This is a genomic window from Streptococcus oralis subsp. dentisani (genome assembly GCF_002096685.1).
GTDB classification, from domain to species: Bacteria; Bacillota; Bacilli; order Lactobacillales; family Streptococcaceae; genus Streptococcus; species Streptococcus oralis_AD.
In genome coordinates this window covers 1-892 of sequence record NZ_NCVA01000006.1, presented here as the reverse complement: position 1 = coordinate 892, position 892 = coordinate 1, and the positions used below count along the sequence as shown (strand labels likewise).

Genomic DNA, 892 nt, shown 5'->3' with positions numbered 1-892 from the left:
CTTTAGGTTCTGTTGCTGAGCTCGATTTGGAGCTCTTACCAGAGGAACTCCAGAAAAGCTTAGCGGAGGGGCCAGGACCACTCGTTACGATTTCAGGCCGCAAGATGCCTCTTCAAGAAGGATTTGATGACTATGTGGTAGACTACTTGGCTCGCATCTGGCCTTTGGGTGAGATGCCTGGAATGGACGCTTTTTTCGTTAGTAACATGATGATTGAGCGACTTCGTTTTGAAGGTTACAGTGACGACTGGGAAAGTCAGTTCACAGAGGATGTTTTACGTGCGACTCAGCTCTCCCATCAACAAGTCTCGACTGCCTTTATGCGCAGTGAGGATTTTGTTCGGTATTATGAGCCGTATTTAAACACGGAGGAAGGCTAATGGGATTTTATGTAGATATTGCGGAGCTTCAGAAAGCCCAAGAGGCCTATATGAAGATGGTCGCAACTGCTCAGAGTCAGTTGGATACCGCTAAAAATGGGATGAATGCCATCATCACCAGTAATTCCATGCATGGAGAAGTTGGGAAAGCGATTACGAATGAAATCAATAATGTTCATAACCCCGTGATTGTTGGCTTAAAGAATAGCTTAGAATTTCTAGGTTCTGAGTTTTCCAAAACGATCACGGATTTTCAGAATCTTGTTGGCGAAACCTCTGCAACAGCAGTTTTAGCAGAAGAGACTTTGGATGATGCGGTCAAGAAGCTAAATGAAGCCGATGAGAAACACAAGGTCATGGATACCAATTTCAAGAGTATCTATGATGGTATTTCGAGTCTCTATCGTCTGAGTGCTCCCTTAAGCAGCACCTTCTATACCAATACCCAAACAGCCCGGAAGTATGTTCAGGATACGAAGAATAAGGTAAATGCCTTTGATAAGATGACGACA

2 protein-coding genes are annotated in these 892 nt (G+C 44.2%); both read left to right on the top strand.

Annotation, left to right across the window (positions count from 1 at the left end):
* Nucleotides 1-380 (top strand): DUF4176 domain-containing protein (locus B7705_RS00110; protein WP_239822323.1); only part of this gene is annotated, 380 nt, incomplete at its 5' end.
* The coding region (locus B7705_RS00105; RefSeq protein ID WP_239822322.1) for a T7SS effector LXG polymorphic toxin at nucleotides 380-892 on the top strand (513 nt) is incomplete at its 3' end. The genes B7705_RS00110 and B7705_RS00105, both read left to right, overlap by 1 nt.